Annotated in this window: 9 protein-coding genes; 6 read left to right on the top strand and 3 right to left on the bottom strand. The window is 65.6% G+C overall.

The window, feature by feature from the left end:
• Together SR3_RS29465 and SR3_RS29460 are read left to right on the top strand one after the other, a co-directional pair.
• The coding region (locus SR3_RS29465) for a TldD/PmbA family protein (RefSeq protein WP_169805744.1) at positions 1-771 on the top strand (771 nt) is incomplete at its 5' end.
• Between the two features lie 105 nt (positions 772-876).
• Entirely contained in the window at positions 877-1,896 is a 1,020-nt protein-coding gene (locus SR3_RS29460; protein WP_157099207.1) for a hypothetical protein, read from the top strand.
• Positions 1,897-2,004: 108 nt separating this feature from the next.
• Here SR3_RS29460 and ppa read toward each other — a convergent pair whose 3' ends face one another.
• The 3 genes from ppa to SR3_RS29445 all read right to left on the bottom strand — a co-directional run bounded on the left by ppa (position 2,005) and on the right by SR3_RS29445 (position 5,364).
• Entirely contained in the window at positions 2,005-2,535 is a 531-nt protein-coding gene (ppa, locus tag SR3_RS29455; protein ID WP_068094741.1) for an inorganic diphosphatase, read from the bottom strand.
• Positions 2,536-2,720: 185 nt separating this feature from the next.
• Positions 2,721-3,392: a DUF1345 domain-containing protein gene (locus SR3_RS29450; protein ID WP_084456056.1), complete on the bottom strand. Its 672-nt coding sequence runs from the start codon at positions 3,390-3,392 to the stop codon at positions 2,721-2,723.
• Positions 3,393-3,396: 4 nt separating this feature from the next.
• Complete coding sequence (locus tag SR3_RS29445) at positions 3,397-5,364, bottom strand: M61 family metallopeptidase (protein WP_068094734.1); 1,968 nt, start codon at positions 5,362-5,364, stop codon at positions 3,397-3,399.
• 171 nt (positions 5,365-5,535) lie between these two features.
• Between SR3_RS29445 and hisS the strand changes: the two genes are divergently transcribed.
• The 4 genes from hisS to SR3_RS29425 all read left to right on the top strand — a co-directional run.
• Positions 5,536-6,786: a histidine--tRNA ligase gene (gene hisS / locus SR3_RS29440; RefSeq protein WP_068094731.1), complete on the top strand. Its 1,251-nt coding sequence runs from the start codon at positions 5,536-5,538 to the stop codon at positions 6,784-6,786.
• Entirely contained in the window at positions 6,787-7,854 is a 1,068-nt protein-coding gene (prfA, locus tag SR3_RS29435; protein WP_068094728.1) for a peptide chain release factor 1, read from the top strand.
• Positions 7,847-8,695 (top strand): peptide chain release factor N(5)-glutamine methyltransferase, encoded by an 849-nt coding sequence (prmC, locus tag SR3_RS29430; RefSeq protein ID WP_068094725.1) that lies wholly within the window; start codon positions 7,847-7,849, stop codon positions 8,693-8,695. The genes prfA and prmC overlap by 8 nt, the downstream gene beginning before the upstream one ends.
• Before the next feature lie 306 nt (positions 8,696-9,001).
• On the top strand, positions 9,002-9,285 hold a 284-nt coding region (locus SR3_RS29425; protein WP_157099206.1), incomplete at its 3' end, for a DUF4167 domain-containing protein.

Below are 9,285 nucleotides of genomic sequence, written 5' to 3'. Positions count from 1 at the left end.
CGCGACAGCGGCTGGCGCAGCGCCCGCCACAGCGCCGATCTGCTCTCCCCGGCGGAGATCGGCCGTCAGGCGGGCGAGCGCGCGGTGGCGCGGCTCAATCCGGCGCGGGTGAAGAGTGGCCCGATGCCGCTGATCTTCGATCCGCGCGTGGCCGGATCGCTGCTGGGGCCTTTGCTGGGGGCGATCTCGGGCTCGTCGGTGGCGCGGCGCTCCAGTTTTCTGCTCGACCGGCTGGGGCAGAAGCTGTTCGACAGCGCAATCACCATCCATGACGATCCGCATTGGCGGCGCGGCATGCGCGCGCGCCCCTTCGATGGCGAGGGCCTGCCCACATCTCGCCGCGCCCTGATCGAACATGGCGTGCTGACCGGCTGGCTGGTGGACAGCGCCACGGGGCGCCAACTGGGGCTTGCCCCCACCGGCCATGCCGCGCGTGGGGTGAGTGGCGCGCCGGGCGTGGGCGGCAGCAATCTGTTCATGAGCGCGGGCGCGCTCAGCCCGCAGGCGCTGATGGCCGATATCAAGGATGGCATCTACATCACCGATATGATCGGCAATGGCATCAATCCGGTGACGGGCGATTACAGCCGTGGCGCCGGGGGCCGCCGTATCGTGAACGGCGAGTTGGGCGAGCCGGTGGCGGGCTTCACCATTGCGGGCAATCTGATCGACATGTTCGCCGCCCTGACCCCGGCGGACGATCTTGAAGACTGGCGCGTGATCAACGTGCCCACCCTGCGCGTGGATGGCATGGTGGTGGCGGGCGATTGAGATCGTCTTGGATAAAATGACTGTATTCATCACCCGCCGGGTGCAATTTTATTAAATCCCTTGCCTCCATAATGTGCCCCTGATCGAGCGCAGATTGGGGGCAGGATGACCAGACTGACATACGCAACGGCAGCCATGCTGGCCTTGTTCGGTTCCACGCAGGCCAGCGCGAGGGACATTCTGCAGCCGGTTCAGATCGGCGAGGAGACGCTGCGCTTCCGTCAGGGCGTGCCCACGCTGGATCTGCAGGGGCCGCATGGCGGGGTGCAGGTCACCCCGCTGGAGATGGATCATGGCAGCTATGCCTTCTCGGTGGCGGTGCTGAACAATGGCAATGTCCCCGCCAACTTCGACATCGCCAGCTTTGACATCAATGCGGGGCCGCAGCATCTGGCGGTCTTCTCCAGGGATCAGCTGGTCAGGAAGGCCAAGACCCGCGCGATGTGGACGACCATCGCCATTGCCGCCGTGGGCGGGGTGGCAGCGGGGTTGGCGGCCAGCCAGAGCGATCACTATCACGCCACCACCCGCACGCCCCGCGGCACGTATCGCACGGTGGTCAGCACGCCCAGCGCGCTGGGTCAGGTGGAGGCGGCGGCGGCCATCGCCGGGTCGAGCGTGGCTGCCGCCAGCGTCCAGAACCGGCTGGACCAGACCCGCGCGGCTCTGGGCGACACCACGGTGCAGATGACCACGGTGGACCCCGGCAATGGCTATGCGGGCCGGATCGTGATCGAAAAGCTGAAGTCGCCCGCGCTGTCGCAACGCATCGATATGGTGGTGAACTGGAATGGCGACCGCTATCCCTTCGCCTTCCAGATCGTGAAGGAGGGCACACCGCCGCCGGTCTTCGTCAACCGGCCTGCGCGGGCGATGCCGATGGCGCCCCGCCCCGCCGTGGTGCCTGCCACGCCCGCAGCGCCCGTGGCGGCGCCAGCTGTGTTGGCCGTTGCGTCCTCATATCCTGCGGCGCCGGTTCCCGTCATGGTTCCTGCCGTGCCCGCCACGCGCACGCTTCCGGTTCGCGCGGTGTCTCCTGCGCCCATTCCTTCCGCGCCCATGCCTTCCGCGACAGTGGATACGCCGGTGCCGCAGATCGCGCAGATGGCGAGCGCCGCCAACTGACAGTCCCAAAGGGGCAGGCGAGGCGAAACCGCCATCGCTTGCATTGCACAGCAAAAAGGCGGCCCCTTGCGGAGCCGCCTTTTCGATTCAGCCTTCAGCTTTTGAAGCTTACTTGGCCTGATAGCGCGCGATGGCTTCCATCACGATGCGGCGCGCATCGGCGGCGGTGCCCCAGGTGCCGACGCGAACCCACTTTTCCTTCTCCAGATCCTTGTAATGGGTGAAGAAGTGCTCGACCTGCTGCGAGATGATGTCGGGCAGATCTTCCTTTTCCTTGACGTTGGCATAGTAAGGAAAGGTCTTGTCGTCGGGGACGCAGAGCAGCTTTTCGTCGCCGCCGGCCTCGTCTTCAAGGTTTAGCACGGCGATGGGGCGCGCGCGCACCACCGAACCGGGCACGAAGGGCGAGCGGGCCACCACCAGCGCGTCGAGCGGATCGCCATCGGGCGACAGCGTGTGCGGCACGAAGCCATAGTTGGCGGGGTAGCGCATCGGCGTGTGCAGGATGCGGTCCACGAAGAGCGCGCCCGAGTCCTTGTCGAATTCATACTTCACCGGTTCGCCGCCGGTGGGCACTTCGATGATGACGTTAAGGTTGTCAGGCGGATTCTTGCCAACCGAAATCTTGGAAATGTCCATGGCACCCATCGTCTTTGAAAAGCGCATAAGGCCGCAGCCCGCCGCGCAGGAAACTTACGTAAGCCCAGCCCTAGACGGCGCTCTGCTGCATTGCAACGGGGCCCTTGGGTCGAAAACGGGTCGAAAGCGGGTCGAAAGCGCTATTTTGGAACATTTGTGCGGTGTATTGTTCCGGTGGCGCTCGTTCAGCCCCCGGCGGTCACGTTGATGGTGAAAGCCAGCACGATCAGATTGTAGAAGAAGGCCGCGGCGCCATGCAGCGTGGCAAAGCGGCGGATGGCCGGATCGCTGATCGCCACATCCGAAGTGGCGAAGGCCATGCCCATCGTCAGCGAAAAATAGGCGAAATCCCAGAAGTTGGGGCAATAGCCGTCTTTATCGGAAGGGAATTTCAGCCCGCCCTCGGTGCCGTCGCCATAGAAGAGATGGGCGTAATGCAGCGCGCAGATGAGATTGGAAAAGACCCAGGCCACCACCAGCGATCCCAGCACCAGCAGCATCGAGAGCATATGGCCCGAACCCGATTCGCGCCTTGCATCGGGCAGTTCGATCGCCACGCCGGTCACCATCACCGCCATCAGCAGGCTGGTGATGACCAGCACGCCCAGCCGCCGCGCGTCATTGTCGCGGGCATGGCGGCGCATCTGGCCGGGGGTGCGATCGCGGGTCAGCGGCCAGAGCGACAGGCTGAAGACCAGCACGCCGACATCGAAACCGCCCAGCAGCGCCTGACTCCAGCGCTGGGCCAAAGGCAGCAAGGCCGCCCCGGCCAGCGCGAAGCTGGCCAGGAACAGCATGAAGCGCGGGGGCAGAAACCAGTTCGCCCCCCACGCTTTCGGGGGCTGTTTCGCCCCCATGCGCTTACTTCGCGCCGGGGCGGCGCGGCGCCAGCAGCAGGTCGAGCCCGGCCTCGCCCTTCACGGTCTTTTCCAGCCAGGGGTAACGCAGGCCGCCATGGTAATCGATGGCGATGGTCTGCACCAGATCGCCGCGCTGGACGACCAGCGTGATCGGCTGGTTGTCCGTCTTGGCGGCGGTGACGGCGGCCTTCATGTCGTCGGCATCATAGCTGCGGCCATTGATGCCGATGATCTTGGCGCCGGTGACCAGACCCGCGTTGAAGGCCGGGCTGCCCCAGACGGTGCTGGTGACCTTGCCTTCCTTGTCGATCCCCACGCCCAGCGAGTAGGACAGGCTGACGCTGCCCTTGGCCATGCCGATGCGGCCCTTTTCATAGGGGTTGGGTTCTTCCTTCCAGACCAGCTTGTAGCCGCCCTTCTCGATGCCGGTCAGCGGCACGGGCTGGCCCGGCGTCTGGAAGCGGGTGTGCAGGAAGCTGGCCCAGTCATGCGGGTAGACGGTGTTGAGCGCCTTGACCACATCCTCGAACTCATAGGGCACTTCGCCCCAGTCGCCGTTGTTGATGCCGAAGAAGACCTTGGCGAAATCGTCGAGGCCCTTCTTGCCGCCGGTGCCTTCACGGATGATCTGGTCGGCTTCCACCCAGACCAGCGCGCCTTCGGTGTAATAGTCCTCGTTGCGGTCCATCGTGGCGAAGGGCTTGGGGCGGCGGTTGGCGATGATGGGATCATGCGTGGTGTCTTCCACGCTGCGCCATTCGCGGCCTGCCTCATAAGTGAAGCCGCCGGCATAGGAGGCGAACTGGCCCAGCACGCTTTCCTTGGTCTGCACGCCCGAGCGCGCGGCCAGGATCAGGCCCCAGAACTGGTTCTGGCCTTCATAGACCCACAGCAGATTGTCCTGCATCGGCTGGCGATAGTCGGGCGTCCACAGCCGAGCCGAGCGGCGGAACTTGCCATCCCAGCTGTGGCTGATTTCATGCGGGATGACGTTGCGGGCCCAGTCCAGCTCCTTCCAGTCGGTCAGGGCCTTGGGCTGCATCGAGTTTTCGGACGAGCGGTGATGCTCCAGACCGATGCCGCCCAGCTTGTCGGAAAGGGCGAGCAGAATGTCGTAATGGTCGAAGTGATGCGCGCCGTAAGCAAGGAAGGCCTCGTCCACCAGCGCCTTGTAGGCGCCGACATTCTCGGGCTTCACATTCAGATTCTCGGGACGGTCGGCCACGACATCGAGCGCGACATCCTTGCCCAGATCGAATCGCTTGAAGTTCAGCCCTGCGAAGACCGGCGAATCGACCAGCGTGTCATACTCCACCGGAGCCCAGCTGACGGTGTCGCCGGTCTGGGTCTTGCCGTCCAGCGCGCTGGCCACGCCCCAGCCGGTGGGGAACTTGACCGTGGGCTTGACCTTGATCTGGCGCACGTAATGGCCCGCCGGATACAGGCTCATGCGGTCCCACTGCAGGTTGAGCATGTCGGGCGTGACGGTCACGCGGCCTTCGCTGGGCTGCAGGGGCGAGGTGTTGATGAACTTGGCGACGACCGCCTGCGTGCCATCGGGCACATCGACATGGAAGGCGAAGACCTCGACCGGATCGCGGTGCCAGGTCAGCAGCTTGCCATTGGCGAAGAATTGCACGCCCACCAGCTGGTCCATTGTGCCGCCCGGCGAGTGATGGCCCGGAATCCACTGCGGCAGCTGCAGAATCAGATCCTTGGTGCCCGGCGCGACGGGGATGGTTTCCGTCACGCGATAGGCGGCGCGCACCGTGTCGCTGGCATCGATGTCAAGCGTGATGGTGCCGGCATAGGGCGTGTCCACCGCATCGGGCACGCTGTGAGGCAGCGGCACGGCCTGCGGGGCGGAGCGGGCGGGGCTCTGCGCAAGGGCGGGAACGGCAACCGCGAGCGTGCTGGCGGTCAGGGTGAGGCCCAGCGCGAGGCGGGCGGCGTTGCGGAGCGTGTTCATGGTGCGTTTATCTGGCGCGAACCGGAGCGGCTCGCAACAATCTTCTGCGGGGCAAATGGCGAATTGCGCGGTTTTGTTATCTTCACTGACATTGGTGTAGGTTTCGCATCGGGTGAAGAAGCGCAAACTGGTGCTTCACTCCACGCGCGCGGGCGGCTATCGGGCATGCCCATGAGCAAGAGTGACAAGCCCGCCCGTATCGAGACTCCGCAGGCCATCCGCGGCACCCAGGACATTTTCGGCGCCGATGCCGAAGCCTTCGCCCATGTGGTGGAGACCTTCGAGCGCATCCGCCGCCTGTACCGCTTCCGCCGGGTGGAGATGCCGGTCTTCGAAAAGACCACGGTGTTCTCGCGCAGCCTGGGCGAGACGACCGACGTGGTGTCCAAGGAAATGTACTCCTTCGAGGATCGCGGCGGGGAATCGCTGACCCTGCGTCCCGAGTTCACGGCGGGCCTGTCGCGCGCCTATATCACCAATGGCTGGCAGCAGTATGCGCCGGTGAAGCTGGCCACGCATGGCCCGCTGTTCCGTTACGAGCGCCCGCAAAAGGGCCGCTACCGCCAGTTCCACCAGCTTGACGCGGAGGTGATCGGCGCGGCGGAACCGACAGCCGATGTCGAGCTGCTGGTGATGGCCGATCAGCTGCTCAAGGAACTGGGCATTGCCGATGGCGTGACCCTGCAGCTCAACACTTTGGGCGATGGCGAGAGCCGCGAGGCTTGGCGCGCCGCACTGATCGACTACTTCCGCGCCCACAAGGATGCGCTGAGCGAGGATTCGCAGGACCGTCTGGAGCGCAACCCGCTGCGCATCCTCGATTCCAAAGATCCGCGCGACAAGCCCTTCACCGCCGATGCGCCGAAGATCGACGATTACCTTTCGGCTGAGGCGCAGGATTTCTTTGCCAAGGTCACCGGCGGTCTGGATGCGGCGGGCGTGTCGTGGGTGCGGGCCCCGGCGCTGGTGCGTGGCCTCGATTACTATCGCCACACGGCGTTCGAATTCGTCACCGACCGGCTGGGCGCTCAGGGCACCGTGCTGGGTGGCGGGCGTTACGATGGACTGATGGAATCGCTGGGCGGCGCGCCCACCCCGGCTGTCGGCTGGGCGGCGGGTGTTGAACGTCTCGCCATGCTGGTCGCCGATGCGGGGCAGGTGGCGGAAGACCGTACCGAGGTCACCGTGGTGGTCGAGGATGATCGCGCGCTGACCGCGGGCATGGGCCATGTCGCGGCGCTGCGCCGTGGCGGACTCTCGGCCGAGCTGATTGCCAGCGGCAGCCCGCGCAAGCGTTTCGACAAGGCCGTGAAATCGAACACCCGCGCGATTCTCGCGCTGGGTTGGGGCGATGAGGGTCTCACCACCCGCCTGCGCAATGTCGATGGCGATGTGGCGCGCATTGAGGCTCTGATCGCGTAAATGAGCATTTCCGACGCCCGCCTTGCGCAAATCGGGGCGCGTTTTGCCCAGCTTGAGGCGCGGCTCGCCTCGGGCACGCTGGAGGGTGGCGAGTTCGTCGCCGCCAGCCGCGACTATGCCGAGCTGGAGCCGGTGGCCCGTGCCGCCGCCGCCGTCTCGGCCATGCGCGTCGAGCAGGCCGATCTCTCGGCGATGCAGGACGATCCCGAAATGCGCGCGCTGGCCGAGGAAGAGCTGACCCGCCTGCGCGAGGATCTGCCCGAGGCCGAACGCGCGCTCTCCATCGCCATGCTGCCGCGCGATGTGGCCGACAGCCGCCCGGCGATGCTGGAAATCCGCGCGGGCACCGGGGGAGACGAGGCCGCGCTCTTCGCCGCCGATCTCTACCGCATGTATGAGCGCTTTGCGGGAGAGATGGGCTGGCGGGTCGAGATGATCTCGGTCAACGCCAACGAACTGGGCGGCTTCAAGGAAGTGGTCGCCAACATCGCGGGGCAGGGGGTCTTCGCCAAGCTGAAGTTTGAGAGCGGGGTGCATCGCGTGCAGCGCGTGCCTGTCACCGAATCGGGCGGGCGCATTCACACCAGCGCGGCCACCGTCGCCGTGCTGCCCGAGCCCGATGAGGTCGATGTCCAGCTCGATGACAAGGACATCAAGATCGATATCTATCGCGCTTCGGGCGCGGGCGGTCAGCACGTCAACACCACCGATTCGGCGGTGCGCCTGACCCATCTGCCCACCGGCATTGTGGTGATCTGTCAGGACGAGCGCAGCCAGCACAAGAACAAGGCCAAGGCGATGCAGGTGCTGCGCACGCGCATCTATGACCAGCGCCGCGCCGAAGCGCAGGGCGCCGAGGCCGAGGCGCGCAAGGCGATGGTGGGCAGCGGCGACCGCTCCGAACGCATCCGCACCTACAATTTCCCTCAGGGCCGCGTGACGGACCACCGCATCAACCTCACCCTGCACCGCCTGCCCGAGGTGCTGGAAGGGCCGGGGCTGACAGAACTGGTCGATGCGCTGATCGCCGAGGATCAGGCCAAGCGTCTGGCCGCCATCGGTGAGTGACACGGTAACGCAGGCCCTTCGCGAGGCGGCGGCCCGGCTGGCCGAAACCAGCGATACCGCTCGCCTCGATGCCGAAGTGCTGATGGCCCATGCGCTGGGGGTGACACGCTCGGCGATGTTGCTGAATCATGGGCGCAGCGCTGTGCCCGCAGGATTTGCGGCATTGATCGAACGCCGCCTGCGCCATGAACCCGTCGCCTATATTACCGGTTCGCAAGAGTTTTTCGGGCTGGCGTTTGCCGTCTCCCCCAATGTGCTGATCCCGCGCGGCGACAGCGAGGTGCTGGTGGAGGCCGCTTTGGCCGCCCGCCCGGATGCCAGGCGTGCCCTCGATCTGGGGCTGGGCTCGGGCGCGTTGTTGCTGGCGGTGCTGCACAACCTGCCTCAAGCGCAGGGCATCGGCATCGAACGCTCGCCCGGCGCTTTGGCTGTGGCCCGCGCCAATGCGCAGGCGCTGGGTCTGGCCGCGCGCGCCGATTTGCGCCCCGGCGACTGGACCCAGCCCGATTGGGCCGTAGATCTGGGCCAATTCGACCTGATCCTCGCCAACCCGCCCTATGTCGAGGAGGAAGCCCTGCTTGCCCCCTCGGTGCGCGATCACGAACCGGCCTCCGCCCTTTTCGCTGGGGCCGAGGGTCTGGATGATTACCGCATCATCCTGCCCGCGCTGCCTGCCCTGCTGGCCCCACGCGGCGTGGCCCTGATCGAGATCGGTTATACGCAGGCCGAGGCTGTCTCGGCCTTGGCGCAAGCGCATGGCCTTGTCGCCAAGCTGCATCGCGATCTGGGGGATCGCCCCCGCGTGCTGGAAATTTCTTCCTCCCCACCTTCGTCGCATTAAGATTCCGCTTGGCTTTTGGCCCTATGATCCCTAAATGAAGCCAAGGCACGCCGAGGGATGAAATCTTCCCCTCTGGCAGGCCGAACTCCAGCATCCATGTCGGGGCCGGGCAATCCGCTCGAAAGGTCTTGGCATATGCAGGCGGGCCAGATGCGGTTCGGGCTTGAACGAACCGATCGGGCGCAGGGCCTTACAGGCTCACGTCAAACAACAGGCCCCGGGGGAAGGGTCGAAGGATAGGACGGATGGCTGATCCGGCGGCGCATTATGGCCGCGTGGCAGTCCGGTTTAAGGAAGACCGATCCCTTGAACAACAATCGTGGTAACAACAACAACAACCGTCGGCGCAGCCGCGGTAATGGCAACGGCAATGGTCGCCCGCAGGGCAATGGCGGTGGGCAGCAGCTCAACCGTATTGACAGCCGGGCGCGGGGCAATGCGCCCCAGCTGCTGGAAAAGTACCGCAAGCTGGCCCATGACGCCCATCTCAATGGCGACCGGGTCACGGCGGAGTATTACCTCCAGTTCGCCGACCACTATTTCCGCGTGATCGCCGACACCCGTCTGCGCCAGGAAGAGGCTCGCGCCCG

Source organism: Novosphingobium rosa NBRC 15208 (assembly GCF_001598555.1).
Taxonomy (GTDB): Bacteria; Pseudomonadota; Alphaproteobacteria; order Sphingomonadales; family Sphingomonadaceae; genus Novosphingobium; species Novosphingobium rosa.
The sequence above is the reverse complement of the archived record's forward strand: the minus strand, read 5'-3'. Positions and strand labels throughout refer to the sequence as shown.

Bases quoted from the DNA above. Each gene is read 5' to 3' on its own strand.
- prfA (WP_068094728.1), top strand. From the start codon at position 6,787: ATGAGCATTTCCGACGCCCGCCTTGCGCAAATCGGGGCGCGTTTTGCC.
- hisS (WP_068094731.1), top strand. From the start codon at position 5,536: ATGAGCAAGAGTGACAAGCCCGCCCGTATCGAGACTCCGCAGGCCATC.
- SR3_RS29460 (WP_157099207.1), top strand. From the start codon at position 877: ATGACCAGACTGACATACGCAACGGCAGCCATGCTGGCCTTGTTCGGT.
- SR3_RS29450 (WP_084456056.1), bottom strand. From the start codon at position 3,392: ATGGGGGCGAAACAGCCCCCGAAAGCGTGGGGGGCGAACTGGTTTCTG.
- SR3_RS29445 (WP_068094734.1), bottom strand. From the start codon at position 5,364: ATGAACACGCTCCGCAACGCCGCCCGCCTCGCGCTGGGCCTCACCCTG.
- ppa (WP_068094741.1), bottom strand. From the start codon at position 2,535: ATGGACATTTCCAAGATTTCGGTTGGCAAGAATCCGCCTGACAACCTT.